Origin of the sequence: Paenibacillus sp. P22, from assembly GCF_000469945.2 — a bacterium.
GTDB classification, from domain to species: Bacteria; Bacillota; Bacilli; order Paenibacillales; family Paenibacillaceae; genus Paenibacillus_O; species Paenibacillus_O humicus.
This window is the reverse complement of sequence record NZ_CBRA020000008.1, coordinates 12,686-38,758: the sequence shown is the minus strand read 5'-3', so window position 1 is coordinate 38,758 and position 26,073 is coordinate 12,686. Positions and strand designations below refer to the sequence as shown.

The window sequence follows — 26,073 nt, the reverse complement described above, 5'->3', positions numbered from 1 at the left end:
TCCGGCGATTCTCTTCATTCAGCTCAGCGACTGGATGATGCGGTCCGAGATTCTCTCATAGCCTTCGTGATTGGGATGAAAATGGTCGGAGGACAAATAGCCGGAGCCATGCAGCTGGAACAGATCCAGCACCGGAACGAGAACCGCATGCGGGTCCTTGCTCAGGACGGCGTTGGCCGCCAGACGCTCGAAGTGTCCAGCTTCCTCGCGCAGCCCCTGCTGCAGCGCCCCGTGCCGCGCCGGCTGGATATAAGAGATGATGACGTGATCGCATACGTCTGCCGGTAGTTTGGCCACCGCCGGAACCGGACGGACCTGAGTTGCCATTTCGGCCGTCACATCCCGGATCAGGTCGCCGAGTGTTTTCCCGCCGGTCGCCAGTGCTTGGTCGATGTCCGACTTGCGGGCCGGGTCCAATTGCTTATGACTAACGATGTGAGTCGATGGCGTCTTACCCCATTTAGTGCAGCACATCGCAAGGTACCAGACGAGCCGGGCATAAGCCGCCGCGAAGTCGATCCTGCCGCCGTAACAAAGCTCGATGCCGAGCGCCGCGGCGTTAGCATCATAGCCAAAGAGGGCGTTGTCCGTCGTCACGTTTCGGATGACATGGTAAGCCTGCTCAGCCGAATCGGGACCGGTACCGGCCGGGATAATCTCGAGGATGTGTTTGTCGTCGATGAAGACCTGTGCGGAAGCCGTCCTGTCCGTCTGCGTATTGAAATAGGAGAAATGGTTTTCGGCGGAAGCTCCGGGGTTCCCGGTATCGTGGGCAACAAAAAAGGCCGGGCTGCCGGTTACTAGCCGGATGCCTGGCCTGACGTTGGGGCGCTTATTGATGTAACGCCGCTCGATCTGATATTTATTACTGTCCATGCTGCACCCCAACCTGCGGGGTGATGATGCCCGCCTTGAGCTCGTACAATGCCTTTTCGATCGCCGCCTGAATCTCCTTGTCCTTGAGCGCATCGACGATTGGAGCCGGCAGGTTATCCTGTAGGTATTGTCGCGCTTCCAGCAACTTGTTTCGTGCTCCAGGGCTGTCAGCCGTTGCCTCGACATAAGCAACGGCCTCGGCGGCCATTTTGTGCAGCACAGCGCGCTGCTGCTCGGTCGTGCGGGCATCCAGCCACGCCTCCACGCGCTTACGCGTCATTGCTACCCATGCGACCACAGCGGCGGCCAGAAGGCCGATAATGGACTGGACGACTGCATCGATTGCAGGTTGAATACTCATTTCGAATCATCCTTTCTCCCCATCCTCCGAAGGAACAGGTACAGGTCATATTTTTTGGTCTTGGTCTGATAGGCGAGCAGCAGCAAGCCGACAGCCGTTCCGGATGTAGCAATCAGCCAGCAGAGCAGTTGCGCCAGCTCAACGCCTGGCGTGCGAAAGCCGAAGACTTGGCTGGCGCGGATCCAGATGGCGACGAGCATCTTGATGTCATAGGCGGCCAAAAAAAAAGAGCATCGCCAGCATAAATGCGCTGACCACGCCTGTGCGGAACCGCTCATGGAAATATTTTCGATGTGCGGCGATGATGTAGGTTGCCAAGGTGATTATGACCGTGTAAACGATCAACAAAGCCACATCAATGATATGGAGGAGCATGGCTCACTCTCCCTTGTCGTGAATAAGATATCGTGCAAATCCATTCTTCGCGATTTCTTCTTGCAGCTCCCTCGAAGCATTCCGGTAACTTTTAATACTTAGGCTGACTCTTTCAGACGCTTCATCGAGATTGCTCGACATCGCCCGGAATGTGGGGAGGAGCTCCAGCAGCTTTTTGAGCATGTCGGTTATCCTCCTTTGCCCTCGTCCTTTTTATATGATTTAACCACATCAAGGAGAGGGCCCATCATGCCGGCGCGTTCGTTGTCCAAAATATCCTGCAGACGGTCCCGATCCTCCTCTGCTTTATCGAGCAAAGAGCGCGGAACTAGGCGGCCGCTTGTCAACATCCACAAGAAGGTAAGGACAACACCTAGCAAAATAAGCATGAGAATCAACGAGAGGCCATATTTCTCAGCCATCTGTGCAATCCTCTCTGTGGCATCCAGTTGGGTTTCATCCACCCCGGCTCACCTTCTCTCTCTTATTCCACCGCGAACCATCTATACTGCTTATTCGCAAATCTAACCGGCATACGAATCAACTGATCCGTCATACTACCCGGTGATGCGTAGGACGGGCCGACATAAATCTCTACACTGGACCCAGAGTTGTTGAGCGTCATCACCATGTTCCCACCGGTGTAGTTCACCTGATTGAAATAATCAGCGCTAAACAAGGTGAACCCAGCGTTGTCATCTGTGCTCACTGCCTTAATAAGAACCAAGCTTGGCAAGAATCCTAGGCCCGAAATTGAAACGTACGGGAAATTCCCATTGCTATCACCCGTATAACGTTTGATCGGGAACGATTGACTATCGCCGCTGGAATTTACTACTCCTGATCCGTATCTGTGCTCACCATTCCACGGCCGCCTATTTCCAATTTTCCCGAATACGTTCGCCCCTGAAACTATGTTGCCTTCTGTCCAGTCATTCGATGTCGCGTACACTTCAGACATCCCAGAAGCTCCAGATTCTTGCTGATAAACCCCTTGAGGGAATCGGAAATACAGGTTATTCCCATAAATGCCCTGACTGGTTGCAGAAGTAACAGACGGTCGCCATACCCAAGGAATTTCAACAGACGAGTTGGCGTTGCTTGATAGTAACCAACGGGAGGTATGGCAAATACATTGCCTCGGTAGTTCTGACCATGACCAAGAGATGCCATGTCAGTCCCTCGACTTGGCATCGCCCCCGCTGTTCCCGCAATCGTTGTCCCGGCAAGCACGCGCGTCGGATCAAAGCTTACTGCATACGTAACGATGCTCGAATAGTATCCTGCCGGGAGGGTTTGCTGTGACGATGAAGGTGACACGTAAGCGGTACCCCGGTTTGGCATGGTTCCTGTCTGCTTGAGGTCCTTGTAGTACGTCTTGCCCGCAAGGACGTCTCCTGGCGCTGCGGTAGCATCCTTGGAGATGTTACCGATCTTGGTTGAGAGCGTCGCGAAAGTGTCGCTGCTGGACGCCGCCACACCCTTGCCAGTAACTGCGGCAGCGACCGCGCTCTTCCCGTCACTGGCAGATTGAAAAAGCTCATTGATCGCAGCCACCGTAGAGCCCTTTGCCGTCGTCTTGAGGTAGAGAGATCACCCAACTGAGCAGCAGTGGCGAACACAAGAGATTGATCAATGACGGCCGTTACGTTAGCCGCTGTGCCGACGATGGTCACGACGTTCAGCGCCCGCTCGAGTACGTCGGAGCCCCCGCCGGAGCCGGGTGGAATGAAGTCGGCTGTGTTCCCGGCATTGCCATACATATACAAGATTTCTCCGACGTCCGGGTCCTGAGCAAACACTCCGAGCTCCCGCATATCAAAGCCTGTCGTGACATCCGCATTTGTGAAGGAGGAGCCGACCACTGCCTTTCCACCTGTCAGCGATTCCAACTTCTTAACCTGAAGGGATTTCTTTTGTGAAATCAGCGCATTGAGCGTAAGGGGATCGGTAGAGCCAAGATTACCGTCACCTATCGCCAGGCGTGTAAACTGCAGCATCGTCCCCGCTTGCGCCTTGGCCTGTAGTGTCTGTCCCTTATTCGTGAGCTTCATGCCATTGAATTGGCCCATACCACATCACCTACTTGACTGTTATTGTGTCGCCGATATGCACGACGGTTCCTAAATAAAGGGTCGACTCGTCCGAAACATCAACTTGGATTCTGTCTAGATGCGCGCTCGCACGATCTACCGTTGCCAAAGCTGCGAGGAACTGATCAGCCTTTTCATTGGCCGTGTCGGCGTTGGTCGTGATCACTCGGTAAGTGCCAGGATCGCCGCCATATTCGAACCACTCCTGTACACTGCCGTCGCCGAACACCGTGCGGATCAGTTCCTCGACAGCCGACTTGGTGCCCTTGCGCCGATGCCAGGCGTAGCTATTTGCCACGAGTGCCCGCTTTTGCTGGAGGGGCAAGTCCGTATCGTAAAAGTCGACGTGGAACTGATAAGCAAGCTCGTCTGCCTCTTCGTCTGTCAAGGAGTCAAGCCGGCTGAAATACGGTAGCTTGTTGATCGCCGCCAAGATGTCGGATCGCTGTGCATCAGCAGCCACGGCAGCCGCCGCAAACGTCGGGTCAGCTCGGAGATTTGGCGGCAGCATATCGAGGAGGGAGACTTGCGACAAATTAATCACTGACCAACCCTCCATAAGTAACTGTCCGGGTACCAATTACAGCCACCTTGTTTGTGTCGACAGCTGCATACGCTGGCGCTGCCACATCGACTCGATATGCCCCGGCCTGCATGACCACTCGGTAAAGCTCAGAGGGGTTAATATCCCGGCCGAGCTTGCCTTTTTGCCAAATAACAAAGGCATCAACGGCTGCATTTACACGCGTCTGGATCTCCGAGGCTGACGGGCTGTCCGCTTGCCTGATGTAATAGGTCAAGTTGATGTTGTAGGCCACGGTGGTGGGTGCCGCTACGGTCACCTTGTCGGTCAGCGGCCGGACACGACTGTCATTGCATACCGCCGCGACAGCATCTAATACAGCCTGATTCGGGATGGCTCCGCCGGCAAGCAGCGGAACGATCAAGACTTGGCTCGGCGATGGCGATGTAACGGCGACGTCAATGATGGAGGGGTTAGCCGACTTGGCCCAAAATTCATAGGCTCCGGTCGGCCCAGCCACCGAAAACGACTCCGGAGCGTTGTGGATCCGCTCTCGATAAGCCTCATCAGATTCCAAGTCCGCTCCGCCTGTAGTGGTCATGGTATTGCTGGCACTGGCTACAAAAGGCAACGGGTCAACAACCTGATTGATCTGTCCTGCAAGGTATCCATTTCCGGCCGCCCCTGTCTCCGTACAGCGTGCGAGAATGTCCAAGTAGAGCGTGCCAGCCGGAATGCTTTGCGTCTCCGTCGTAGCAAAGTAGACCTTGGGGTCGCTCTGCGTGCTCACTCGGGTTCCTGCCGGGATAACTACTGCCGTTGGCTGAACAGCCGAGAGCGTGAACCGGAGTGCCGTTATGGCAGCAGCAGCCGGCAGGCGTGGCGTCTCCGTAAAAGCGCCGATGTTGTCCAGTACCGGTCCGCTGGCATAACGGAGGAGATTCATGCGGGCTGTCTTATTAATCAGAGCAAGCAGTTGAACCACAAGTACCGCTTGCGTCTGCAAGAAGAGGCGGACCGGATCACCCGGATACAGCTTTCGGTTTAGAAGGCCCTCCATGACCGTAACTGATTGGTTGAGATACGCGGTAACCGAGTCGTCCACAAAGGTAACCTCTGGCAAATCGACAAGCGCCATTATTCCATCACCTCGCCTTCTTGGATGAATTGTAACCGGATGAGCGGCACCAGCTTCTGCGGCTCCTCTTGTGGTTCGAAGTCTACCTGCAGGACACGTGCCCGCGGCTCGTAGTCGGTGATGGCGCCGATGATTGAAGCAGCTAAAAGCGCCTTTGCGATCTCTGGAGGCTGATCGATTGCGCTGCCGTCAACACCAAAAGCGCGGCCGAGTGGCACCGTGCCTTGAAAAGTAGAGACGATGGTCGCTATATTTTGAAGGATCTCCGCCTCTCCGCTCGCGCCGAAGTCCACCGGCATTTGACCATCTACCCTCAATGTCGTTGTCATGGCTTCACCACGTATTCTTGGAGCGAAATATTGGCCGTTGCAACCAGCACTGCCCCTTTATTGTCGATCTGAGATAGGCCTGCATCGAGCGAGGTAATGACCCACATGCCGGACGCTCCGAACGGCTTGCCGCCCAGAACTAGTTGATAGGCCTTGCCACCGCTCGCCATCATCGTCAGGTTGTCGATCTCTTTGCGTGGGTTCACGCCGTACTGGGCGTCGAAGCGCATCTGAAAGCTGATTTCATCCAGACCCGGTCCAAGCCATTGAGTCAGCGGCTTTTGGAGGTAACGATCGTGAGAACCCCAGCGGCCGGCTACTTTGCGGCTAAATCCTGTGAAGGTCCGTATGGTCTTTTCATCTACCTGGAAGACGACGTTGTTTTTGCCAAGCGTCCCGAAGATCATTGGCGGCCACCCCCGTAAAGAGTGCCGGTCACCGTCAGGCTACCAGTAAGTACTGCTCCCGCGGTAGTGTCCGGGGCAGTTCCAGCGTAAAAGCTACCGAGGAAGAAGCCGGCCCCGAGCCCGTCTCCGAGCAGTAGACAGACAGCATTGTCATTAGGCTCCGGCATAGCAAAAAGCCGCCCAATGCTCAGCACGGGCAGCTCTCCTGATACCATATTGTCGAGATCCGGAAAGGCGACCCTGACCGTCCCGGCCGCCGCGTTTACCGTCGACACCACACCGATCCTGATCTGCTGCATGCTCACCACCCCAGTACCTTCCTGATTTCAATGTTTGTTTTGTACCCACCGCCGCCGTCTACCGTATGGGTGGCGCGCTCGATGATATACTTCCCGTCATATCGACCCCAGCCGGCAATCATGATCGTAAGGCTCGCTGCCATCCGCGGATCGCCTGCAAGCAGCAGAGTGGCCAGGCCGTATTGTTTATTCTGCTCCCGCAGCCGCTTCTGTGCCGTCCTGAGCGCCTCCGCAGGAGATGCCGCACTCTCGTTCACCTTCAGGACAGGGCCAGTTTTAGGTGCCCCTGGAGGCGTGTACGTGACACTCAGGGTTTTGCCCTTATTGTCGGTGTAGGTCAGCACGCATGCGCGGTAAATCGCATCGGCAACGCTCCAGCTAAAGGAGTACGAGAGGACGGCATCCTTGCCACGGGTAATCGTGCAGACCGGGGCTTTGCGCTCGTACTCTGCCTCGTCGAACAAGACTACGGAGCCACCCGAGACCTTCAAGGCGACACCTTCCCTTGCACAGGTTTCCATCAGGAAAGCCATGTCGGTCTGATTGGTCTGCTCTATCCGATCGTAAGTGGGGTTGTACGGCACCTCAAACAGCAGCTTCAGTCCCGCATTTTTGGAGATGTCCGCTGCGATAGTTCGAAGAGTAGCCTTTTCCCACGCCCTCGTATTGCGTTGCCTCCGAGAGGTGCTACCGGCCGGTATGGAGAGCGCGCCGATCTGCACTTGGTCCGGCGGTCCGGTCACGCCGCAGCTATCTACCTCAAACGATCCGCACGGCAGCTTGACAAATTCGTTCGGGCCAGTCCAGTTGATCGTTTTAATCGTCGCACTGATCTTGTCCCCCTCTGCCGGTGCCCATGAATGCTGCCAAAGCCGGTCACGGTCTGCAAGGGTAAGCTGCAAGTCATCGTACTCGCCAGACGGGTTGTCCGAGTAGGATAGACTGATGAGATACTTGCCGAGCTCGGAAGAGATATCCTTGCCTTGATAAACGACCTGCAAGGCCGCCTGCCGGGCCATTTGGTTTTCCATCGTCACGCCTCCCGCTTCCATGGAGGAAGATCAGAAACGACCTTTTCTACAACGACAGGCACTTTCAGCAGCACGCCGGCACCGAAGACGACCGTCTCAACATATGAGGAGTTGGCAGCCAGCAGATTCGACATGGCCGTCTCGTCGCCATAGAGTTTGTAGGCAATGCCGTCCCATGTGTCGCCTTGGATTGTGCGATAGGTCATATCATACTAACCCTCCTTCGTTGTGCCACAAACGCCTCAGCTTGAACTCGGAAGTCATCATTCCCAGCCTTAACCACCCGTTTAACAGCCGCTTCATCTGCCCCAGGCGGAACGTTGATTGTCGGACTGTAGACAAACGTGGTATTGCCTGAGGAGTGCCCCATCAGCCGATTAGTCCGCTCCAGCAGTGCATGAGACCGTGGCTTGTTATTGATCGGGATAGCTGCCTCGAGACCGGCTTCCCCGAATATAGAAGCCTGGCTTGCGAAGCCTCCATCCGCATATGCCCAATTTTTGAGCCCCTTCCAAGCAGAGGAAAAGAGGTCGGCCAATGCCGCGCCAGTTGTTGGCACTTTTTTGGGTGCTGCTTTAATTTCCGACTTGTTCGAATAATACGGGGTATCAGGGTTACTTTTCCCGTGCTCCTCAACCGATCGGCGGAATTCATTCCTTTCTCCGACTTTTTCGATTGCGATTGAACTGGACGAATGCTCTTGGAGCCAATCAACAAGTTTCAACACCCATGGAGCTACTACGACAGAAAGAGCAACGGACACCCCTATCGGGGTAGGTGCCATCATCCCAATAGCTGCACCGAGAAGCAGTGAAAGGGTTGGGCTAGACATAATAGCGTTCGTCGCAGCTTTGGCCGCTGAAGTAATGATTGTAGTGCCAATGCTTGCACCAACCTGACCAATCTTTGAGGCTTGCTCGCTATTAAGCCAGGCTTGAGCTACTTTGCCAAAATCCTCAATGACCCATGATATTTTCCCATTCAGATCGAGCTTTTTAAATTTATCATTGGCAAGAAAATGGTCATTAAGATACCGCTCGGCACTATTGACCATAGATTCCATTGCTCCGGTAATCTGTGGCGTGTACTTGGTGACATAGTCGGCAAGAGCATTTGCAGCCCTCTTGATCAGCGGCATGGTTGGGAGGAGCGCGCTGATTTGGATCGTCTCGAATGCTCCGCTCAGTTGCTCCATTGCACCTGCAGCATTGTCCATTTTCTTGCGAGCAACGTCTAAGGCTGTGACCTTGGACATTTCCTTGTAAAATTCCTTTACGCCTTCTCCACCCTCTTTAAAGAGGATGTTCGACGCCCGTATTGCATCGGTCCCGAACATGGTCTGCATGTATTGCGCTCGCTGTGCATTCGTTAGCTTGGCCATCTTCGTTTTCAGGAGATCCGCGATCTTGCCCAGGTCCTTGAGATTTCCCTTGCTGTCATAAAAAGCGCTCTGGACAAGATTATTGGCACTGGCCAAATTCTTAAAGGCTTTTTCCGCCCTAGCTGTACCAGGTTTTACTTTGGCTTCTTGTGCCGCATAACCTTTAAGAGCCTTAGTGACATCGACAATCGAATCGGACGCGGGCTTGACTCCTTTTTTGCTAAGAAAAGCCATGCTCTTCTGCACGTCCGTTGTCATCAGGCCTAGATCATCAAATGCATTATAAGCAGCATCAGTTGTCGGCTGCAGGCGCATGAGCATCGTCTTGAGAGATGTACCGGCGTCAGAGCTTTTGAGGCCGTTATTGGCAAACAAGCCTAGTGCAACGTTTGTATCGTCAAAGTTCATACCAACCCCAGACGCTACGGCGCTGACCGCAGCCAGAGATAAGCGGAGTTCTTCGACGCTCGTTGCGGACGCATTTGCTGTCCCGGCAAGCACGTCAGCTGCATGGGCAGCCGACATTCCATCATCCTTGTAAGCGTTGAGTGCAGTCGACATGATCTCAGCAGCAGAGGCGAGGTCAAGGCCGCCCGCTGTCGCCAGGTTAAGCGCTGATTCAAGCCCCCCAGCCTGCACCGCTGCCGGAGTCAATCCAGCCTTCAGCAACTCCTCGATACCTTGAGCCGCCTCCATGGCGTTGTACTTGGTATCCGCCCCCATCTTCAATGCAAGGGCAGACATCTGGCTCATTTCCTTGGAAGTGGCGCCAGTGAGTGCCTGGATTGTAAACAACTCCGATTCGAAATCCATCGCTTTAGATAAGGAATTCTTGAGGACAACCCCGGCTGCAACGATTCCGCCAGCGGCCAACCCAGCGGCGGCTAGAGAAGCCGCTCTGCTGATTTTCAGGAATCCGTCTGCTATTCCCTTGCCAAAGCCACCGTTCTTCCCTTGGCCATCGACATTTTTTAGCTTTCGGTCCAAATCGGTAATCTTGGTATTTGCAAGGCCCAGGACCGATCCGAATTTTGAATCCAGCTCAGCTCCCAGTCGGAATATCGTTTCATACTCACGCGGCACTACTGACCACCTCCTTCCGGCTGCATGTCATAGATGAGATTGATCCAGTCGTAGAGCTCCTCAAGCGGCATGCTGAGCCAATACGGGATCGGGCCATACCCGGCCTGCGCCAGCCTTGCGCAGAACTCCTTCAGCGGCCGCAATCCCGTTTCTCCACTCAGCCCAAACCGAGCAAAAAATTTTGTGCCTTAAGTGTGAGCTCCGTGAAATCTTGCACCTTCAGCTTTCGGATGACGTCGACATGAACGTTCGCCGCTCGGGCCACAACACAAGCTTGGAAGATGGGATTGCCTTGGCGAAAAGCACCAGGAACATATGAGCCTTGGAATGTAACTGCCGCAACACGATCTGCGGCAATAAGGTCATCTCCGTCCAAAGATTCGAAGTCAATGATCAGTTCCTTGATCTCGTTTTCCTCAAACACAATAGGCCGCAAGAGAACGTACTTGTTCTCTGCGACCGCGTTTTGCTCGCTCATATGAATGCTCCCTTAGAGGCCTAGATTCTTCCGCACCTGAGCGCGGTAATCAATGCCGTTGATTTTATGGATATTGTTGAGCTTGTCGTGTTCCAGGACGATAAAGCCATCAATGACGACTTTGATGTAATGGACCTCGATTTCATTAGAGCTATCCATTGTGGAGTTCTGTGCCAGCCGGCCAAGATCCAAGCCCTTTGGTAAACCGCGAACGGATACCCGGATGCCTTGTTGATCCTGGGTACCGTTAATCCTATTCAGAGACTGGATGTTTCCACGGAAATCAAGGGACTGTACAACCGGAGCATGAACATCGAAGGCAGCTGCTTCCAGAGTCCGCCACGTCATAGCAACTACAAGGCTGCCATATTGACCGATCGACGGGCTGTCAATTTCACCTTGAATACCGGCGCCGCTGAAAGTGTCAGACAATGCAGTGAGGTTAGGCAGTGTAACATCGGCAGTTCCGAGGAACTGAATGCCGTTCCGCCAGACAGCGTAATCCGTAAGCCGCTGCGGGATTTGAGGTTGGGGCATGCTTTATTCCTCCTTAGCCGGCAATCGCGGCGAGATATTGCGTGTCGTATTCGATCTTGACGTTCATCTCCTGCGCCGGACCCGGAGGAGTGGCGTACAGGTGGAAGGCGAATTTGCCGTTCAGCAAGCTCTCCAACGGGTTCTCCGCGGCCAGGAACTCCACCCGACCGCCAAGCAGTGCGCCCATACCCTGCAGGCCGTTGAGCCAGATGTTGATGTCGTCGGTCAGCGTTTCGATGAGGCGCAGCGTGAGCGGGCTGTCGATCCGGGACCAGTACCGAAGGATGACTTGGTTTTGAAGCCAATCGAACATCCGGCGAATCGGAATGAAGGCATCCTTGGGATCCGTATTGCCTGGGAAGGCTGCGGTCCGGTTGCCCCAAGCACGCCATCCGCCGATGAAGTTGATCGCCGTTACGATGCCCTGGGCATTGAGGTATTCGGCTTGATCAGTCCCCAGAAAGAAAGCTACCCCGTCTTTGCCAGAGGCGCCATCGACCTCGAGCTGCTCGTTCGAGGGACTCTTGTACGGGATACCGTTGTAAGCTGTATCCGTCCTGGCCGCTACGCAGATGAGATGCGTCGAAAAGCGATAGGTCTTGCCTTCCTTGGTCAAGTTCGGGAATCCAACGATTTGCCGAGCTGACGTATAGTTGTTGGTCGCTGCCCAGGTAGGCGCGTCGAGGTATTGAGCAATAGAATGAACAGGCAGATCCACGGCCGCCATGGCCTTGAACAGACCGTTGATGCTCTCTCCCTTGGCGGCAATGAGAGCCGCGACCGTCGGGTCTTTCGAAAACCCAGGCGCACCGAGAATGCCCGGCACGATGCCGAAGCGCGGGAAGATTTGGTTGACCAGCTCAAGGCCCGTTGCGGTGCCCGTTGTGCTGTCCGCTCCCCCGATGATCTCTGCAGCTGTTACAGACGCCGGCGCCAGCTTGTCGAAACCGACTTTGAGCGTCGTCGTGTTCGGTGCGATAGCACCGCCGGACCGAATCGTAATGACCAGCTTGCCCGCGCTGTTGTAGCCGAGCGTGTAGTCGGTGCCGAGAACATAGGTGGTGGCGCCATCGACGGACTTTACGAGCAAGCCTGCCTTGAGTACACCAGCGTCCGGCAACGTCGCCGATCCGTTCGAAAAGGTCACGTTTGCGGGTGCAGTCGTGGCTTTATGCACGGCCGGATCCAGCACGTTGATGATAATGACTTCGGCCAGCTTGTAGAGCTTGAAGTGAGCGTAGATGTATTCGGACAGCGTATAAGCCGCCCAATCCTCGCTGTAGCCGAAGGCGGCGACGGCCTCCTCGTAGGTCCGGCAGAGTACCGGCACGTTAACAGCGGCCGGTGTGCGCGTCGCCAGATGCACCGGCGCCGTGCCCCAGATGACCGGAATAGTCTGGGAAGAGTTTCCGAGAACCGTCGTCTTGATCTCGGACGTGTAAATGCCATGTCTTTCCACGGGCTAAACCCCTTTCATGAGCCGCTCATAGACGGCGTTTTCTGGTGTGCCGAGCTCTTCGATCTTCCGCCGGGTCTCAACCAGCGACTCCACCGGTACGATCAACAGGCCGAGCTCCGGCTCGACCTCGAAGAGATAGCTGTACTGCGGTGGCACCCCGCCACGGTAGACAGCGTTTTGCGCCAACCTTCCGCCGCTGAGCGTCGGACCGAGATAGATCATCTGCTGCTCTGGCGGCTTGGGCGGCTCGACCACGGGTTTTTTGCGGGTCATAGATAAGGAACCTCCTGTCTTATGGTCGGGAGCATCCATGTCGTTGTTGCTATGCCCTCATAGATGGGCTGTGGCTGCTCGTCGAATATCTCCCACTGATAAGGCTCCTGCAGTGCAAATCTGCTCTCTAGGAGCCGCGTGCGAAGCAGGGATATCCTCACCTTCTCCATGAGGTTGGAGAGCGTCATGATGCCCTTGCCGTCCTCGTTGTCCTTGACTCCGAAGACCAGAACGACCTTAACCATTGAGGAATCGCCTTCATCCGTCCCGGATGTCGCTCGCATGACAATATAAGGCGGATCGTCTGCTGCTTGATTGCCTTTGGTCTTTGCTGGGAGATCGTAGAGGTGGATGGCCGGTATAGTGATGTCTCCGGCAAGCTCCGCATCCAAGAAAGTCTTGATTGCGATTAACAGTAGGTTGGGTGTCATGGTCAATCACCTTTCGGGAGCCGGCGCTTCAATTCATGCGCAAGCCGCTTTTCCATTTCGGTTTCTGCTGTCCGCTCCAGATGATCAATAATCTCGCGATTGCCGAGCATCTGCGGGACGCCTGGTCCGTATAGCTCACGGATCGGCAGCCGCCGCTTACTGAGTCGCTCGAACACCCCCATATGACCGCCACGTCCTACCCGGGTGATAAAGGCGCCGGGAACTGCTTTGAGCCCGCCGCCCTTCTTCACGCGAGCCTTAAGGACCTTCGGCGGGGGATATGGGATCCGCGATGCAGTCGGCCGGACGTTGAACTTGGAAAGCGGGATGTTCCGCCCCTTTGCCCGGACCTCTGCATACGCTTGGTATTTGCCGCTCTTGCTCACGGAGACAATCGCAGCGACGTCCTTTTGCTTGATGTAGTACCGCTTTCGGACCTCCCTATGGGCCTCCGTCTTGACACGCTGAGCCGTCCTGTTGAGTGCGGAATAAAATGCCCGCGGCACCTCTTTGGTGATCGCCTTGAGCGTTTTCCCGGCCAACTTCAACTCGGTCGTATCAACCCGCATCATGGGATGTGAGCCTCAAGCGTGACGGCATAGAGTCCGTCTTGGTCCGAAACCCTCAACACCTCGCGCTTAACGCCGTCAAAGACCATGCGTTGCCCCTGCACCGGCCGCTCGCCATAGACAAGAGGATCGATGTAGACCCTAATGACGGAAACAGAAAGGCCCTCACCGTAGGCAAGGGCATTTTCGAGTCCCATATTCAGCGTGCGGGCGTTGCTGACATCCTCATCGACTACAACCAGCATGTCTATGCCGTCGACGTTGTGCAGCGTGGCGAATTCATTCGGATTCAGGAAGGTTGCTACGACGTCCGCCGCGGCGAAATCCTTAAACGTCTGTCCGCCCAAGAGCAGTCACCTGCTCTTCGAAGAAAGTAGTGTACTGCTCCAGACGTTCGGGAGCTTTCCCGGCCGGATCAATGCCAGCCAGCACGAGATGGTCCTTCTGCTCTCCGGCGCTCAGCTTTGCGAACTCCTCGGGCGGTGGAAAGATGTGCTTGCCGCCCTCAGCCGCCGGCTCCTCAACATACTCGGCGGTGCCGCCGTCTACAAGCCGTTTTTCCGCATCGGCAGGGAGGCTCACAACCTCCCCGGCCGGGTACTCTTTGCCGTCATGCCGGATGTGCCATTCGCTTTTGATAGTCATATCTATCCCTCCTTAAAGGACCTTGGCGACGTACCAGCCAGACACGTTCCCCGGAACGGCCAGCGGACGCGACAACAGCTGTAGCCAGCGCTGGGCAGGCTCGACAGTCACCCAGGACTGCGGTATGACTTGACCGCGAGCCAGAACGAACTGCTCCGACTGGCGATCCATGATGATGTTGGCACCGTAGTGGAACGAGAACTTGTCACGCGAGCTGAGGAGCGCGACATATCCGGCCGGGATGAACGGCTGCTCCGTTCCGGTGTCGTCGGTGTACGTGCCAGTGTAGGAGTAGACCTCCAGGCCGACATCCCGCAGGCGGCCGTGGTACGTTACGCCGTCAGCGAGCAGGGTTGTGTCGACGTTGCCGATGTCGACGCCCTTATCCTGCAGGTTGAGGATGGACGGATGGCGCACAAGCGCGACGGCAGCGTCGTAGTCACAGAGCAGGATGTCCGGAGTGGAGCCGTTGTTGGCCAGGATGGATCGGCGCAGGCCGGACAGGAACTTGATCGGATCCGCCGCGGCGTTGCTCCAGAGGTCGGTGCCGGACAGCGTGACTTTGTTCGTGAAGTCGTAGTCGATGATCTGACTCACGCCTTCGCCGGTTTGGGTGATCTTGCCCGTGAACATCAGCGTCGCTGCCTGCTCGACCAGCCGGCGAGTAATCGTGTCCTGCAGCTCCATCAGGTCCTTAGCAATGAGCTTGCGGGCACGGGCATCCGGGGACTCCGGATTGATCAGGCTCTCGCCCGCTTGGCGCACCTTCAGGTCGTTTACCGTGATCGGGCGAGCCGGTTTGATGAGAGCCGGTTTGTACTGCTTCGCTTGGTAGCCGGACCGCAGGACGACCTTGCCGGGCTGCAGCTCGGAGACGTACGGCGCAATCGGGTGCTTGCCCTTGCGCGTTTGAATCTCGACCCATTCGGTGTCGAAGCTTTCGCCCGCTTGGAAGAACGTGTCCAGGATGTACGTGCTGGAAGCCGGGGCCATCTCGATGACCTTGAGCAGCGTCGGAGTCGCGTAGATATCTTTGTATGCCACTGGTTATATTCCTCCCTTATCCTACTACTCGTTTAGTGTAGATTTTGGCGGCGTTGAGGGCCGCTTCATGCGTGGCGATCGTGTCCGTGCCGCCGAAGGTCAGGGCAGCGCGGTTGAACTCGCCTTGGACATAGGCTGTAGCGCGAACAGAAACCGTGCGGGCGTCGACCTCAGCGTCAGCCAGGACAGCCACCGGAACCTTATCCGGGGCGCCGGCAGCGCCGGAGTTGACGATGACGCATTGCCAGGTGCCGTCAGCGGCGAAGCCTGTGCGGGCCAGGACAGCGCCGCGCTGGAGTACAGCGGGGGCTCCCGAGGTGATGATGACCGATTGCGTCACAATCGGCTGGACCATTCCGGCAATCAGATTGTCGAAGCCATCTACCGTATATGCTGGCATGATTACTTACCTCCTCTGAGTTTCTTCATTTCAGCCACGATGGCGTCAGCTTCGGCTTGTGCTGCTGCTTCGGCAGAGACTTGTGGCGTAGGCCCTTCGGCCGGCACGACGGCGGCGTTGCTTGAATGGGAGTCGGCGGCGCGAGCTGCAGCCTCAGTGCTCAGGCGCTGCATGGAGGCCTGCACAATCTCCACCGCTGCTTGTGCGGCTGTCTTGCCGTCCGTGATGGCTTTTGCGACGATGTCAGCGGCGCCTGGCGCGCCGGCCAGGGCGTTCAGTTCCGTGATGCGGGAGCGTTCGTTTTGGACGCCTTCGGCTACAGCCGCGGCGAACAGATCAGGATGCTTTTCTTTCAACTCTGCGAGGTTCAAGATCTCATCTCCTTTGATTGGTTTCGGTGCAGGTGTCGGAACGGCGGCCGCCACGGGTACGACGGGGGCTTGCTGAAGCTTCGGTGCATTCTGGAAGCGCGAGAAGTCGATCTTGAGGCCGTTAAATACGGCCATCTTCCCGCCCGACATGGATGCCGATACCGGAACCGCAGCGTCTGTCTCGTCTGCAAAACCCTTTTCGACAGCTTCGGTCGCCGTCATCCAGGTCTCGGCATCCATGAGCGTCTTGAGCTCTTCGGTATCCAAAGACGTTCGTCCCTGATAGACCTCGATGAGCGCATCCCGAATCTTATCCAGGACATCAGCAGCCTGCCGGAAGTCCGAGGCCTCACCGCCCCAGACAGACGACCATGGGTTATGAATCATGATCATTGATCCCCGCGGCATGACGATCTTGTCTGCAGCCATGATAATGATGGAGGCGATAGAGGCCGCGAGACCATCGACGTGAGCCGTTACCGTCGCTTTATGACGCTTGATCATGTTGTGGATTGCCAAGCCGGCGAACACGTCGCCGCCGCCGCTGTTAACTCGCACCGTAAGCTCGTCTATGTCTCCAAGAGCTCCAAGGTCGTCGGCAAATTGCTGCGGCGTGACTTCGTCATCCCACCAGGAGTACTGGCTGATTGTGCCGTACAGCATGAGCTCGCCGCTATTCTTCGTCTCGTTCTTGGTCATCGACCAGAATTTTTTTTGCTTGCGTCAATTGGTTGTTCACCTCCTTCATAAAGTCCGTGCTTCCGGGCAAGCTCGATTTCTCGCGCCCGAGTCCGGACGTTTTGGGCGTAGTCTGTACCCGTCAACTCCGCAGCTTCGCGCTCGGCTGTCGAGAAGCCCTGCTCTACCCGCGTGACGGCAGCGTTCACCTCCTTCACTGGGTCGAGTTGGCCTTGAGACGGCCCGTGCCACTCTGCCTTGGTGTAGGCGCGGAAGATAAGCGGATCGTCAAAGAGGCCAGGAGCGTTGATCCGGCCCTTCACGACGGCGTCGACAAACCATTCCTCGTAGACCGGCTGGCAAAAGTCCGCCGAGAGCCAAGCCCGGCGCATGCGGAACATCTTCCAGGCTTCCAGTAGCGCTGCCCGGCTGGCTGAATACGAGGAGTCGAAGTGCTTCACGAGCAGCTCGTATGGAATCTCCAGCGAAGCGCCGACCTGCCGCAGGATGGCAATCACGAACGGATCAAACTGTGCGTTCGGCCGGCCCGGGTTGGCGATGTTGGCCTTTTCGCCCTTCTCGAGGAACTGGACCGCTCCGTTTCCGAGCTTAAGGTCCTGCGAGTAACCTGGATCCGGCGGCAGCGGCTCACCGCTCACCGGCGGCATCTCTGCGGCCAAGAACTCAGGAGGAGCCGGTATGGCGAGTCCATAGGCGTCCTGCCCTTCCGGATCTGTATTCTCCGTCTCGATGAAGACCGTGAACATACCGGAGATGACAGCAGCCATGAGCTCCGCTTCTGTATACCGGGCAACCTGCTTCAGCGCCTCGATGACTGGTGCAAGGACCGGCACGCCGCGGCGCTGCTCCGGTCGCTCGGACTCCATTAGGTGCAGGATGTTACGGCGGCCGGAACGATCACCGATGGCCTGCACCCTGGTCCATTTCAGCGGCGTGACATTCAGGTGATTCATGCCCCCTGGATGAGTCGAGCTGAACCAGTAGGCTACGACGCGACCATTGGCGTTAGCTCCACACCATACCGGATGTCCTTGCCCTGTGCTTCGCCAGTTGTCGGGGTGCTGCAGCGGTCTGCCTCGATGAGCTTGATCCTGAGGTCGTAGAGGCTGTGCTTCTCCTTGAGCAAAGGCAGTAGAGCGAAGACGTCGCCGGAGATCATCCAGGACAGGAAGGCAAGCTGCTGGAGCTCATAGAAGTTGTGGAGCCCTTGTGCATCGCAATACTTGGAATCGGCCCACAGCGCAAATTCCCGCTCGATCTTGGTTTTGAGCTCGTCCGCCTGCTCAGGAGTGAGCTTAAGGAGATCAGCATCCAGTGTTGGCTTAAGCTTGAGCCCGGTACCGACTACGTTCGTGCGCATTGCCTTGATGGCGCCATTGGCGATCGGCCCACCCATGAAAAGATCACGGGTTCGTGGCCGGAGCGTCTCAAGCTGCTCGTGTATATCTGCGTCGGCGTCACCGGTGCCCGGATTCCATTCCTGCAAAGCCTTCTTTCGCCTACTCGCCCCGTGGTCCCCGTACCCTTGGTTCAGGATTTGCCGTCCCAGGCGGGCTCCAGCGGTTCTCAGGCGGGCTTCTTCTCGGCGCTGCTGCCACTTCGGGTTAACAACCCCTATCAGGTTGTCGAGCCTGCTCATAGATCAGTCGGGACATACCGCCTCACTCGACTGGCCGGCCGCAGCCCTGCTGCCGCGCGCTGACAAGCAAGCACTTGACCCTGCCAATAACGAACAGCTTCCCGCACATCCTTAAGGTTAGCCCGGGTCAGCGACCGCGTGCCGATCGTGTAAGATTGGCCTGTGGAGATGGCGAGCTCCGCGGCAAGCCAGCTGCTAAGGTGCGTTTGTGCTGTTTCCAGCGTGTACAATGGCATTTCCCTTTCACCTCCCCTCTCATATGCTGCTTGTCGTGCCTCTGCGGCGTTGGCGTTGCTGTGGCATCGCCGGGGCCGGCGCTGTACCGACCGGGATAATAGGCGGCAGCGGCGCGTCTAGGTTCGGCTGCAGAATTTCGATGGCCGCCCGGTTGTATACCGCAAGGTCAAACGGCTCATTCCTGACCTTGACCTTCACCCAAACGTAATAAGGGACCCCCTTGCGAACGCGCTTTTCTTTGCGCTCTGCGGTGAGTCCCTCGAAATATTGTTTCTCATAGCCCCGGTTCCGCTCCGGCGTCGTCAGCGGGAAGTGACAGCAGCCCGGCACCCGGTTCCCATCCTCGTCCGCTAGAGGTAAGGTAAGCGCGCTAGTGACCTTCGACTTTCCTTCGTCGACCCCAAGCCGGATAACCGTCGCTCGGTAACGGTTGTTGTCTGAGGTGCCGGCGATAAGGGGAAGGTATGTGCCGTCCCCTGGGCTGTCGCCTCGAATCGCGAAGATTCTCCGCCCTTCTCTTGCCTTGCAGAACTTGTACACCTCATTGGTGAAGTGACCGCCGGAGTCCATGCAAGTCGTAGCGATCCGAAAGCGCCGGCCCTCAGCATCCGTCCACGTCCGCTGCAGATACTCGTCAAGGTCTTTCCAGACTTGCGGCTGCTTGAGATCCCCATAGATGACCCGGTACTCGATGCGCCAGGACTCATGGCCAGCGCCCCAGCCTTGGACCTCTACCTCAAAGCGGTTGTCCTGCGTATCGACGGCAGCCGTCAGCACTTTCACGCCGTCCGGCACGTCAGCGTGGTACATCTCGCGGCGATTGTACAGGGAGTTCTCATCGAGCTGCTCGCCCTTCTCCTCCCAACTCTCGCCCATCGAGGTATTGACCCACGCTTTGAGTGTCTCAGGTCCGCCAGCATTCGCCTCTTTGAACTCTTCGATGATCGTCTCCCAGCGCTTCCAGGGTGACGCGAGCTCGTTCAGATGGAAGCCGCGGACCTTGCGATTCTCTTTGCGGGCAATCCAACGGCCGGAACCGGCCTTCCATTCCTGCTCACCGTGGATACAACCGCACTCCCGGCAAGCCATCTGAGCCCCATCAAAGACGATCTGAGACCATGCCAAGGGTTGATGCTCTCCGCAGCTCGGGCAGGGCAGGCACCACTGCTCCATACTGCTGCTGTCGTAGGCGCTCTCGATACGGGATGCGCCTTTAATTGTCGGCGTGCTGACCATAAGCCGTTTCCGGTTGTGAAAGGTCGTGGAGCGCTTCGTGACGAGCGTGACGGGGTCGCCTTCGGTTCCGGCAGATACCGGATACCTGTCGACCTCATCGAGAACGACGATGCGTATAGGACGACTGGCGAGGGATGCCGGGGAGTTCGCGCCTGCCATTGTGATATGTCCGCCTGGAAACGTCTTGTGCAGCACGGTATTCCCGCTGTCGCGAGCCTTAGAGCCGGCCATGCGCTTCTTGAGCTCCGGACTATCCCGGCACATCGGGGAGAGGCGATCCTTCGAAAAGGCCTGAGCCATCTCAAGCGTCGGCTGCACCGCCATGATCGGTGACGGGTCCTGGTGCATGTAGTAACCGACCGAATTCAGGATAATCTCCGTCTTGCCGACCTGAGCCGAAGACATGACAACGATCGTTTCCGTCTCGTCATCGTTCAGGGCATCCATGATTTCGCGCTGATACGGCGCCCGGTCAGTCCGCCATTGTCCAGGCTCCGCAGAGGCCTCGGAGGACAGCTTGCGGTATTCGTCTGCCCATTCGGAGACGGTCAGCTTTGGCGGCGGCGCCACGACCCGGGCAATGCGTCGGAAGAGTGCTTGAGTCCGCTTCTTACTCGCCGACATCAGGATCAGTCCTTGCCCGCTCCTCAGCAAAGCGTTCCGGATCGTAATCGGCCAGCTCCGCCAATGCTTCATCGATCGCCGCTGCCAGCCGCCCCTTGATGATGTTCAGATCAGGCTGAGCCACCAGTTCCGGGGCCATTCGCATCGGAATCGCACGCATTCGCTGCCGGAAAGAGCCGAGCATGTCGTTCATGACCGCCTCCACGTCCTCTGCCGCATGCAATTTACCCTGCATTTCTGCCAGCTCCAAGGATGCTTTTTCTGTCTTGATCCGCTCATGCTCTGTCCTGTGGTCAATATACCGGGGCTTGTTGTCCTCTTCTTTGCCGCCGGAAGCATGCTCGATGTACGCCTGGACAGCATCGGTGAGGATATATTTGCCGCGGCCGACCTGTTTCAAGGTCCCTTCACCCGTCAGCTGCCGAATCCATCGAGTCGATTTGCCCACGATGGCAGCCAGTTCAGCGGTGGAAATCTCTCGATTGGGCAACGATTCAACTTCCGCCTTTGCTTTCGCCATCAATAAGCACCTCACTTCCGCTTTTGGGCTGTTTTCGTGATAAATCGGTTTTATCGCATTAGATGAAGCGATAATAAAAAACCGCCCCTCTCAGGTCCAACTGAAGAGGAAGCGGAAGTGATTTTTTGAATTTGTGACTAGCCGGATTTCGGGGTCGCGCGCACCCGCATGTCGAAAAGGTCCCCAGAAGGACCCGCTCGGCTATTTTTTCGTCATCATTCGACAAAATTTACGGAAGATTCGACACGGATTCGACACATTCGTTCACCTTTTCGACATCAATTCGGTCCGTTTAGAGCAACGATTTCCCCTTGCTGATGGAGGTAAGCAGTGCGTGGTGTGTCCGCCTGCCTTGCAGCAGCACGTTCCAGCTCCTTTCCAACTGGGCATCTGCAATATGCTCCTCCGATTCCAAACCCGGTGTTTGCGCACCCCTTGCAGATCGCCACTCCGGTAAACGGCTTGCTCTGCTTCTCCATCAGCATCTGGTACTCAGCAATCTCCTGCGGTGTGCCCTCGATCGTGACGCCGTTGATTGCGGCCTTCATGTTTTGCCTCCTCTCTATTGCTGAAGATGCGTATCGCAGCGTAGATTTCCTCTTCTGTCATTCCGATGTCTTTGACATTCCTGAGGTCGTAATCACTATAAACAAAGCCAGGATATACGCCTTTCGCTGAACCGTTCATTCTAACCCTCCTCTTTCCAGACACTTGCGGACGCCTTTTATTTCCGGTGCTCGCCTCTCTGGGCTCGTCTTAGTTCTTCTTGCTTTGCTCTGTCCATTCGATGAGCAACTTGGAAAGACATCGTTATGAATACAATGAATACTCCCCAGAAGATTGCGTGAGTCAAGTCCTCACATCCTCCCTCTTTTTGGGCATGAAAAAAGCCACCCCGCAAGTGAGTGGCTCAACCGTATTTGCGAATGAAGCTGTACGCTCGACGTCGTTCCATGGTGTCATCATCCAAAACAGAGCACGACGAGACACGTCAGTATTTTGACTCCAATGCTTTTGATCATAGTCGTTTCCTCCATCTCCAGCTTGCTCTTAAATAACTTTGTTTGGCTGACCATCAGAAAAGGTCGTGTTGCAAACAAAGGCAGTGACATTATTCTGGCTATCCGACGCACTGGTCATATTCGTATCTTGGATTGTTTTCAGTCTATTCATGAAGACACTATTGTTTTTCCCCTGTATAAGCAGTCTGAGCAGCTTGCCTCCGACTTTCAAATTGTTGTTCTTGAACGTCCCCACAGAGTTGATTGTTCCTGCTCCGGTTTCACAGTGAAAATCGATTGAAATATCGTCGTTGTCTGCGGAAGTGTTCTCCACTTTAAAGGCGGCGCTGCTGTTCTCATCACTGCCAGTAATGACCACATCCTTGGAGTCGACAATGTATAGTACTGAGCTCAAAAGATCCATGGATGTAATGCGGCCCGATACATACCTGGAGTTTGTAACAACCACTCCTTTTTGATTTGGAATGTCCTTGAGCGCACGGCCACGCACAAATATTTCATCCCAGGTAACCCGCTTGCAGTTATGAATTCTGATCATGTCTACGCCTCGGTCGCCAATCAGAATCGTCCCGAGGTGAACACTCGTGCTGGTATCAATTCGGCAACCGTTCAGGTCTGCATACATGTAGTTCTCATAGTATGGCAGCGATACATCGTCAGCTCTGATGTAAAAGCCATTCCGTTCGATAACAAACATTTCACCCAAATTTCCAAGACCGCTGCCAGCCTTCACAAAAAAGGATTGGCCAACGTTGTTTAGAAAGAGCTTGCCGAAGTTCATCAGCTCCGTCTTAGGTTCGCCAGCATTGGCCGTCTTAATTTCAATTACCCGTCCCGCAAAGTTGTTTGCTCTAACGTCTAATTCCATTGAAGAGATGCCTCGAATATGAACGGCAGCATCAACACCCGTTACCCCATTCTCTCCTGCGAAGTTGTAGAAATTGTCCGGATTAGTTTTAGTGAATTGACCGCCACCTTCAAACTGAAACTCTGCTTTGATATTACGGCCATTGACCAAGCGAATTCCTTGGGTAATGCCGACATCCAACATGATCCTGCAGTTGCTTGCGTCGATCGTAAATCCGGAGAGTCCCCCAAAGTTGAACTCGACTGTAGATGCAAGCCGCATCGGAAGGTCTGGAAAGGTTAATTTTCTGGCTCCAATCGAGAGAGCGAATGCAAAAGCTGCCCTCAGGTTGTTTGCATCGTCGCTTGTCCCATCTCCTTTTATGAACCAGCCGACGTATACACTCCCCAGCTCTCTTGCTTTACGAGCACTTGCCTGTGGTGCAGCAAGGGCTAATGCAATTTTCCCATAGTCCATTCTTGCTCACCAACCTTCCTACGAGGTAAACCCAGTAATGACTAGGGATTGAATGGTTCTAGACTGGGCTCCGTTATTTTGAGCGAATATGCGTCCCAAAGTGCTTCTGACATCGATCCTACTTCCCCAGAAGGACTTGGATGCAGTCGGAACCGAAGAGAGGACGCCAGGCGATCCACCATATTCTTTGGATGTCGAGTCCTTAGGTACATACTTGATATCGAACGTACTGCTGTCTTGGTTAGCATCAAGGATGACTGCCGCAACAATGTGCCGGTACTTGCTCAAGTCGATATTGTCCACGATTGTTACGTTACCGGCTGGCCCAACCGCAATGTTGCTGCCCGAGAAAATTTCCACAACCATTGTGCCAACGATTTGAATGCGTTGACTTCCGTCTGAGTTGATTCCATCAGCCGGTTTGGCTACAGAACCGTCTGATCGAAATTGATTGCTCGGAATGGGTGTTTCGTAATATTGGTTCATGATTTAACCACCGCTTTGCCTGTAATGGTTACATTCCCGCCTGTTACAGCCCCGATTCTTGCTCGGAAAGAAAATCCAGCTGGCACGTCTACTTGCCAACTCTCCGGAGCCACATTGCTTCCGTTGACCGTTTGAGAAGCAGGGGACTTAGTCGGATCCAGAGCATTGAAGCAGATGGCTTCTTGAAACACTCCACTGAAATCAGCCATTTCAAAGATGATAGTCCGTGACGACGAACTCCCTCGTATTGCGAAGGTCAAGGTCGCATTTCCGGCTGTTGGAGAATAGCTCTGCCCTGCTTGTGGAGAAGTAGTTCGGTCTTGGAACAAAACATCTACAGGGCCGCTAAGCGATTTTGTGGGGCTTTGAGTTACCGAATCGCTAGCCCCTGCTACGTCAACTCCGCCCAGCAGCTTGTACGCCTCGTACTCTGGAGTTCCAGCGGTTTGGGACGCTGCCTTGACTGCAGAGGCCTGGTCCAGCGGAACCATCAGCCATGTGATTTCAGGACGCTGAGTTTGTAGGCTTTGAATTGATGCAGGAATACCATTGCTGAATACCGCATTTTGATTCAGCCCCTGAATGGTTGGGCCGACGTAGACGTAAGATGGCATGAATACCGCCTCCTTCAAAGATGATGTATATATAGAAAAGCACCTCCTGGGTAGAGGTGCTGAGTTTCCAAATTTATGTTGCCTCTGGCTTAGAAGTGATGCTATATTCACATTAGCTGTTTGATACATAATGTAGCATTTAAGGAGTGTGCTCGATGTCAGTAGCATTAGGTAACCGAATTTCAGAGCTAAACAAGCTCAAGAAGAAAACGAAAAAAAGTTGACTTGACCAACTCCAATATCTTAATTAATCTCGTGGTCCCGTTTTTCTTTTTCTTCATGATGTTCTTTTCTCCATTGGTTCTAAACCAATATGTCTATTATGCTTTTGGAATGCTGTTGTTCTTTTTCGTCATTACGCAAAGCCATCGTAACCTTTTCACGCGCAGCTTGCTGCTTTCCCTGTTGATTTTCTCAAGCTTTCTTCTTTACTTCGGACTTCGCTCCACCCTTTCACTTGACAAAGATATGCTCAAGCGGATGGCTACCGTAGCGATGTTCATTGGCACCTTTGTTCTGAATTACATCCTCGTCAAATCGTTTTTATTGAAAAACACAACCTTGGTGAGGGATCGGCTTCTCAAGTTTATTGCCGTCATGTTCAACGTCATTGCTTTTTACTGCCTAATCGAATATGCACTAAAATTCAATCCACTCTTTAACTGGATGTTCAATGCCGACTACCAGAGGTATTACAGTATCAATCGCGGTTATGAGTTGTATCGCGTATCCGGCCCGATGCAGCATCCCATTGTGATGGGGAACTTCCTTGTGGTCGGAACCTTCCTGAATTTCGCCTTGTTCAGCCACCTGAAAAAAAATATCTATGTTGTATTTGCTCTCCTCAACGCCGCAGCCCTTTTCGTCACCTTCTCTCGAAGTAGTTACATCGCTCTTGCTGCAGGTGCAATTGCATTCTTAGCCTTCTCCTTCGGCCAAAAAAGAAACATCAGGGTTCCAAGAATCTCAATGCCAAAAGTCATCGCATTTATTTTTATCGCTGTAGCATTAATCCTTGTTATGAGCCTTGTTCAGATGGATGGAAAATCACTAATTGCTTCTATCGCTGAGCGATTTTCAGGTGCTAGCGGTACAGCCTCAGTTGCTCAAAGATCAGGTGGCATTAAGTATGTCCTCGATATGATGCTCCACTCCAATCTGCTGAATTTCTTAATCGGGCACGGGTACGGCATGCTGTCCTGGGACATGAGAGAGAATAACACATCCATTTTCCTTTCAGAATTCTTCATCATCGACAATCAATACTTCACATTCTTTTATGAGTTTGGCATACTCGGAATCATCGTTCTCTTCGCCGGAATTGTATCCATTCTTCGCAAGACATTTATGAATCGTCAAATTGATCACTCGCCCCTGCTGCGATTCACGCTAGCGGCTTTCGTCGCCATTATGGTAAACATCGTATTTTATGAGGGTGCTTACTGGACCAGCATTGCTTTCTTGCTTTCGTTTGTCCTAGCCTTAAACACCAATTTGCTTAGGAGGAACTAACAAATGGATCACTCCCTTTTCATGGAATTGCTATTCTCTGCAGTCATAACATCATTC

General features: G+C 54.8%; 35 protein-coding genes and 1 pseudogene. 1 reads left to right on the top strand and 35 read right to left on the bottom strand.

From position 1 onward, the window contains the following. Positions 1-18: 18 nt before the first annotated feature. From BN871_RS26495 to BN871_RS02245, 35 genes and pseudogenes are all read right to left on the bottom strand, one after another. The gene (locus BN871_RS26495; RefSeq protein WP_083436198.1) at positions 19-876 is read right to left on the bottom strand and encodes an N-acetylmuramoyl-L-alanine amidase; all 858 of its coding nucleotides are present in this window, start codon (positions 874-876) and stop codon (positions 19-21) included. Next, the gene (locus BN871_RS02405) at positions 866-1,237 is read right to left on the bottom strand and encodes a phage holin (RefSeq protein WP_048744232.1); all 372 of its coding nucleotides are present in this window, start codon (positions 1,235-1,237) and stop codon (positions 866-868) included. The genes BN871_RS26495 and BN871_RS02405 overlap by 11 nt, the downstream gene beginning before the upstream one ends. Further along, positions 1,234-1,458: a hypothetical protein gene (locus tag BN871_RS02400; protein ID WP_048744230.1), complete on the bottom strand. Its 225-nt coding sequence runs from the start codon at positions 1,456-1,458 to the stop codon at positions 1,234-1,236. Before BN871_RS02400 ends, BN871_RS02405 begins: the two co-directional genes overlap by 4 nt. Next, entirely contained in the window at positions 1,445-1,612 is a 168-nt protein-coding gene (locus tag BN871_RS27370; RefSeq protein ID WP_157060177.1) for a hypothetical protein, read from the bottom strand. Before BN871_RS27370 ends, BN871_RS02400 begins: the two co-directional genes overlap by 14 nt. A 3-nt stretch (positions 1,613-1,615) precedes the next feature. Further along, complete coding sequence (locus BN871_RS02395) at positions 1,616-1,795, bottom strand: hypothetical protein (RefSeq protein WP_021877617.1); 180 nt, start codon at positions 1,793-1,795, stop codon at positions 1,616-1,618. A gap of 5 nt (positions 1,796-1,800) precedes the next feature. Then, positions 1,801-2,076 (bottom strand): hypothetical protein, encoded by a 276-nt coding sequence (locus tag BN871_RS02390; RefSeq protein ID WP_021877616.1) that lies wholly within the window; start codon positions 2,074-2,076, stop codon positions 1,801-1,803. 20 nt (positions 2,077-2,096) lie between these two features. Then, positions 2,097-2,573 carry a hypothetical protein gene (locus BN871_RS02385; protein ID WP_021877615.1) on the bottom strand — a complete coding sequence of 159 codons (477 nt, stop codon included), beginning with the start codon at positions 2,571-2,573 and terminating at the stop codon, positions 2,097-2,099. Positions 2,574-2,862: 289 nt separating this feature from the next. Then, positions 2,863-3,666: a phage tail protein gene (locus tag BN871_RS30085; protein WP_374725870.1), complete on the bottom strand. Its 804-nt coding sequence runs from the start codon at positions 3,664-3,666 to the stop codon at positions 2,863-2,865. 28 nt (positions 3,667-3,694) lie between these two features. After that, positions 3,695-4,249 carry a phage tail protein I gene (locus BN871_RS02375; protein WP_048744226.1) on the bottom strand — a complete coding sequence of 185 codons (555 nt, stop codon included), beginning with the start codon at positions 4,247-4,249 and terminating at the stop codon, positions 3,695-3,697. Then, complete coding sequence (locus BN871_RS02370) at positions 4,242-5,366, bottom strand: baseplate J/gp47 family protein (protein WP_048744225.1); 1,125 nt, start codon at positions 5,364-5,366, stop codon at positions 4,242-4,244. The genes BN871_RS02375 and BN871_RS02370 overlap by 8 nt, the downstream gene beginning before the upstream one ends. Then, entirely contained in the window at positions 5,366-5,695 is a 330-nt protein-coding gene (locus tag BN871_RS02365; RefSeq protein WP_048744222.1) for a GPW/gp25 family protein, read from the bottom strand. Before BN871_RS02365 ends, BN871_RS02370 begins: the two co-directional genes overlap by 1 nt. Then, positions 5,692-6,102, bottom strand: a complete 411-nt coding sequence (locus BN871_RS02360) for a phage tail protein (protein ID WP_021877610.1) — start codon at positions 6,100-6,102, stop codon at positions 5,692-5,694. Before BN871_RS02360 ends, BN871_RS02365 begins: the two co-directional genes overlap by 4 nt. 301 nt (positions 6,103-6,403) lie before the next feature. Continuing rightward, on the bottom strand, positions 6,404-7,432 hold the full coding sequence (locus BN871_RS02350) for a phage late control D family protein (protein WP_048744217.1): 1,029 nt from the start codon (positions 7,430-7,432) through the stop codon (positions 6,404-6,406). Between the two features lie 2 nt (positions 7,433-7,434). Beyond that, on the bottom strand, positions 7,435-7,638 hold the full coding sequence (locus BN871_RS02345; protein WP_021877607.1) for a tail protein X: 204 nt from the start codon (positions 7,636-7,638) through the stop codon (positions 7,435-7,437). Further along, the gene (locus BN871_RS02340; RefSeq protein ID WP_048744215.1) at positions 7,635-9,896 is read right to left on the bottom strand and encodes a phage tail tape measure protein; all 2,262 of its coding nucleotides are present in this window, start codon (positions 9,894-9,896) and stop codon (positions 7,635-7,637) included. Before BN871_RS02340 ends, BN871_RS02345 begins: the two co-directional genes overlap by 4 nt. After that, a complete protein-coding gene (locus tag BN871_RS27365) occupies positions 9,896-10,039 on the bottom strand; it encodes a hypothetical protein (protein ID WP_021877604.1) in 144 nt (47 codons plus the stop codon). The genes BN871_RS02340 and BN871_RS27365 overlap by 1 nt, the downstream gene beginning before the upstream one ends. 14 nt (positions 10,040-10,053) lie before the next feature. Beyond that, positions 10,054-10,374, bottom strand: a complete 321-nt coding sequence (locus tag BN871_RS02335) for a hypothetical protein (protein ID WP_021877603.1) — start codon at positions 10,372-10,374, stop codon at positions 10,054-10,056. A 12-nt stretch (positions 10,375-10,386) separates the two neighbouring features. Beyond that, on the bottom strand, positions 10,387-10,911 hold the full coding sequence (locus BN871_RS02330) for a phage major tail tube protein (RefSeq protein ID WP_021877602.1): 525 nt from the start codon (positions 10,909-10,911) through the stop codon (positions 10,387-10,389). A gap of 13 nt (positions 10,912-10,924) precedes the next feature. Continuing rightward, the gene (locus BN871_RS02325; protein WP_048744212.1) at positions 10,925-12,370 is read right to left on the bottom strand and encodes a phage tail protein; all 1,446 of its coding nucleotides are present in this window, start codon (positions 12,368-12,370) and stop codon (positions 10,925-10,927) included. A 3-nt stretch (positions 12,371-12,373) separates the two neighbouring features. Further along, positions 12,374-12,643 carry a hypothetical protein gene (locus tag BN871_RS02320; RefSeq protein ID WP_048744210.1) on the bottom strand — a complete coding sequence of 90 codons (270 nt, stop codon included), beginning with the start codon at positions 12,641-12,643 and terminating at the stop codon, positions 12,374-12,376. Beyond that, positions 12,640-13,074, bottom strand: coding sequence for a hypothetical protein (locus tag BN871_RS02315; RefSeq protein WP_048744207.1), 435 nt, complete (start codon positions 13,072-13,074; stop codon positions 12,640-12,642). Before BN871_RS02315 ends, BN871_RS02320 begins: the two co-directional genes overlap by 4 nt. Before the next feature lie 2 nt (positions 13,075-13,076). Further along, entirely contained in the window at positions 13,077-13,646 is a 570-nt protein-coding gene (locus BN871_RS02310) for a phage tail protein (protein WP_048744205.1), read from the bottom strand. Beyond that, complete coding sequence (locus BN871_RS02305) at positions 13,643-13,990, bottom strand: hypothetical protein (RefSeq protein WP_021877596.1); 348 nt, start codon at positions 13,988-13,990, stop codon at positions 13,643-13,645. The genes BN871_RS02310 and BN871_RS02305 overlap by 4 nt, the downstream gene beginning before the upstream one ends. After that, positions 13,971-14,288: a hypothetical protein gene (locus BN871_RS02300; protein WP_021877595.1), complete on the bottom strand. Its 318-nt coding sequence runs from the start codon at positions 14,286-14,288 to the stop codon at positions 13,971-13,973. Before BN871_RS02300 ends, BN871_RS02305 begins: the two co-directional genes overlap by 20 nt. Positions 14,289-14,300: 12 nt before the next feature. Then, entirely contained in the window at positions 14,301-15,332 is a 1,032-nt protein-coding gene (locus BN871_RS02295; protein WP_021877594.1) for a major capsid protein, read from the bottom strand. Positions 15,333-15,348: 16 nt separating this feature from the next. Continuing rightward, positions 15,349-15,732 (bottom strand): head decoration protein, encoded by a 384-nt coding sequence (locus tag BN871_RS02290; RefSeq protein ID WP_021877593.1) that lies wholly within the window; start codon positions 15,730-15,732, stop codon positions 15,349-15,351. A gap of 2 nt (positions 15,733-15,734) precedes the next feature. Further along, a complete protein-coding gene (locus tag BN871_RS26075) occupies positions 15,735-16,802 on the bottom strand; it encodes a head maturation protease, ClpP-related (protein ID WP_053086925.1) in 1,068 nt (355 codons plus the stop codon). Further along, a pseudogene (locus BN871_RS02280) lies at positions 16,799-18,441 on the bottom strand (phage portal protein). The gene BN871_RS26075 and the pseudogene BN871_RS02280 overlap by 4 nt, the downstream one beginning before the upstream one ends. Next, the gene (locus tag BN871_RS30080) at positions 18,438-18,677 is read right to left on the bottom strand and encodes a DUF6148 family protein (RefSeq protein ID WP_021877591.1); all 240 of its coding nucleotides are present in this window, start codon (positions 18,675-18,677) and stop codon (positions 18,438-18,440) included. The pseudogene BN871_RS02280 and the gene BN871_RS30080 overlap by 4 nt, the downstream one beginning before the upstream one ends. A 19-nt stretch (positions 18,678-18,696) precedes the next feature. After that, a complete protein-coding gene (locus tag BN871_RS02270; RefSeq protein ID WP_232312767.1) occupies positions 18,697-20,610 on the bottom strand; it encodes a phage terminase large subunit family protein in 1,914 nt (637 codons plus the stop codon). Next, complete coding sequence (locus tag BN871_RS02265) at positions 20,525-21,058, bottom strand: hypothetical protein (RefSeq protein ID WP_048744199.1); 534 nt, start codon at positions 21,056-21,058, stop codon at positions 20,525-20,527. The genes BN871_RS02270 and BN871_RS02265 overlap by 86 nt, the downstream gene beginning before the upstream one ends. Positions 21,059-21,336: 278 nt before the next feature. Then, positions 21,337-21,606, bottom strand: a complete 270-nt coding sequence (locus BN871_RS02260) for a hypothetical protein (protein WP_021877588.1) — start codon at positions 21,604-21,606, stop codon at positions 21,337-21,339. A 502-nt stretch (positions 21,607-22,108) separates the two neighbouring features. Then, complete coding sequence (locus tag BN871_RS02255) at positions 22,109-23,404, bottom strand: hypothetical protein (protein WP_021877587.1); 1,296 nt, start codon at positions 23,402-23,404, stop codon at positions 22,109-22,111. Between the two features lie 18 nt (positions 23,405-23,422). After that, on the bottom strand, positions 23,423-23,890 hold the full coding sequence (locus tag BN871_RS02250; RefSeq protein WP_021877586.1) for a hypothetical protein: 468 nt from the start codon (positions 23,888-23,890) through the stop codon (positions 23,423-23,425). Then, complete coding sequence (locus BN871_RS02245; protein WP_021877585.1) at positions 23,887-24,504, bottom strand: hypothetical protein; 618 nt, start codon at positions 24,502-24,504, stop codon at positions 23,887-23,889. The genes BN871_RS02250 and BN871_RS02245 overlap by 4 nt, the downstream gene beginning before the upstream one ends. A gap of 225 nt (positions 24,505-24,729) precedes the next feature. Here BN871_RS02245 and BN871_RS02240 point away from each other — a divergent pair, with 225 nt between their 5' ends. Then, the gene (locus BN871_RS02240; protein ID WP_048744196.1) at positions 24,730-26,016 is read left to right on the top strand and encodes an O-antigen ligase; all 1,287 of its coding nucleotides are present in this window, start codon (positions 24,730-24,732) and stop codon (positions 26,014-26,016) included. Positions 26,017-26,073 lie beyond the last annotated feature (57 nt).

Coding starts and splice junctions, on each gene's coding strand:
- BN871_RS26075 (WP_053086925.1), bottom strand. CDS start 16,802: ATGACCAAGAACGAGACGAAGAATAGCGGCGAGCTCATGCTGTACGGC.
- BN871_RS02350 (WP_048744217.1), bottom strand. CDS start 7,432: ATGGAAAACCAAATGGCCCGGCAGGCGGCCTTGCAGGTCGTTTATCAA.
- BN871_RS02370 (WP_048744225.1), bottom strand. CDS start 5,366: ATGGCGCTTGTCGATTTGCCAGAGGTTACCTTTGTGGACGACTCGGTT.
- BN871_RS02310 (WP_048744205.1), bottom strand. CDS start 13,646: ATGATGCGGGTTGATACGACCGAGTTGAAGTTGGCCGGGAAAACGCTC.
- BN871_RS02315 (WP_048744207.1), bottom strand. CDS start 13,074: ATGACACCCAACCTACTGTTAATCGCAATCAAGACTTTCTTGGATGCG.
- BN871_RS27370 (WP_157060177.1), bottom strand. CDS start 1,612: ATGCTCCTCCATATCATTGATGTGGCTTTGTTGATCGTTTACACGGTC.
- BN871_RS30085 (WP_374725870.1), bottom strand. CDS start 3,666: ATGAAGCTCACGAATAAGGGACAGACACTACAGGCCAAGGCGCAAGCG.
- BN871_RS26495 (WP_083436198.1), bottom strand. CDS start 876: ATGGACAGTAATAAATATCAGATCGAGCGGCGTTACATCAATAAGCGC.
- BN871_RS02395 (WP_021877617.1), bottom strand. CDS start 1,795: ATGCTCAAAAAGCTGCTGGAGCTCCTCCCCACATTCCGGGCGATGTCG.
- BN871_RS02385 (WP_021877615.1), bottom strand. CDS start 2,573: ATGTCTGAAGTGTACGCGACATCGAATGACTGGACAGAAGGCAACATA.
- BN871_RS02290 (WP_021877593.1), bottom strand. CDS start 15,732: ATGCCAGCATATACGGTAGATGGCTTCGACAATCTGATTGCCGGAATG.
- BN871_RS02330 (WP_021877602.1), bottom strand. CDS start 10,911: ATGCCCCAACCTCAAATCCCGCAGCGGCTTACGGATTACGCTGTCTGG.
- BN871_RS02335 (WP_021877603.1), bottom strand. CDS start 10,374: ATGAGCGAGCAAAACGCGGTCGCAGAGAACAAGTACGTTCTCTTGCGG.
- BN871_RS02255 (WP_021877587.1), bottom strand. CDS start 23,404: ATGGACTATGGGAAAATTGCATTAGCCCTTGCTGCACCACAGGCAAGT.
- BN871_RS02345 (WP_021877607.1), bottom strand. CDS start 7,638: ATGACCTATCGCACAATCCAAGGCGACACATGGGACGGCATTGCCTAC.
- BN871_RS30080 (WP_021877591.1), bottom strand. CDS start 18,677: ATGCCATTGTACACGCTGGAAACAGCACAAACGCACCTTAGCAGCTGG.
- BN871_RS02250 (WP_021877586.1), bottom strand. CDS start 23,890: ATGAACCAATATTACGAAACACCCATTCCGAGCAATCAATTTCGATCA.
- BN871_RS02360 (WP_021877610.1), bottom strand. CDS start 6,102: ATGATCTTCGGGACGCTTGGCAAAAACAACGTCGTCTTCCAGGTAGAT.
- BN871_RS02265 (WP_048744199.1), bottom strand. CDS start 21,058: ATGGCGAAAGCAAAGGCGGAAGTTGAATCGTTGCCCAATCGAGAGATT.
- BN871_RS02405 (WP_048744232.1), bottom strand. CDS start 1,237: ATGAGTATTCAACCTGCAATCGATGCAGTCGTCCAGTCCATTATCGGC.
- BN871_RS02320 (WP_048744210.1), bottom strand. CDS start 12,643: ATGACCCGCAAAAAACCCGTGGTCGAGCCGCCCAAGCCGCCAGAGCAG.
- BN871_RS02300 (WP_021877595.1), bottom strand. CDS start 14,288: ATGACTATCAAAAGCGAATGGCACATCCGGCATGACGGCAAAGAGTAC.
- BN871_RS02245 (WP_021877585.1), bottom strand. CDS start 24,504: ATGCCATCTTACGTCTACGTCGGCCCAACCATTCAGGGGCTGAATCAA.
- BN871_RS02260 (WP_021877588.1), bottom strand. CDS start 21,606: ATGAAGGCCGCAATCAACGGCGTCACGATCGAGGGCACACCGCAGGAG.
- BN871_RS02365 (WP_048744222.1), bottom strand. CDS start 5,695: ATGACAACGACATTGAGGGTAGATGGTCAAATGCCGGTGGACTTCGGC.
- BN871_RS02270 (WP_232312767.1), bottom strand. CDS start 20,610: ATGAAGCATTGGCGGAGCTGGCCGATTACGATCCGGAACGCTTTGCTG.